Below are 555 nucleotides of genomic sequence, written 5' to 3' on the forward strand. Positions count from 1 at the left end.
GCCAAAGGCGTAGCGGCGAAAGACGCGGTGGACAACAAAGGTCTGACCTTTGCCGCCGACAACGGCACGACCGGTGCGAAGAAACTGGGTGACAGCCTGAGCGTCAAAGGCGACGGCAACATCCTGACCCGCGCCGACGAAAACGGCATCGGCTTCTCGCTGGCCGACAAGATTACCGTCGGCAAAGCAGGCAAAGGCAACAAACCGCTCGTGATCGACGGTACCGCCGGTCTGATTTCCGGTCTGAGCAACACCACCCTGGGCGGTGCGGACTTTGCCACTAAAGGTCAAGCTGCAAGCGAAGAGCAGTTGAACGCAGCCCAAGCCAACCTGGCGAAACTGCTCGGCGGTAACGCGGCCAACGACAAAGGCAACGTGACCACCACCGACATCGGCGGCACGGGCAAAGACAACGTCCACGACGCCATTGCCGCAGTGAAAGAAACTGCCGACAAAGGCTGGAACCTGAACGCCAACGACGAAACCTCGTCTGAAAAAATCGGCGCAGGCGACACCGTAACCTTTAAAGAAGGCAAAAACGTCAAAGTCAGCCGC

General features: G+C 58.9%; 1 protein-coding gene. It reads left to right on the plus strand.

Annotation, left to right across the window (positions count from 1 at the left end; genetic code table 11):
* Window positions 1-555, plus strand: a 555-nt coding sequence (locus HMPREF3277_RS14955; RefSeq protein WP_210401170.1) for a hypothetical protein, incomplete at both ends; no start/stop codon positions are given.

It is taken from the genome of Neisseria sp. HMSC70E02 (assembly GCF_001838645.1).
GTDB classification, from domain to species: Bacteria; Pseudomonadota; Gammaproteobacteria; order Burkholderiales; family Neisseriaceae; genus Neisseria; species Neisseria macacae.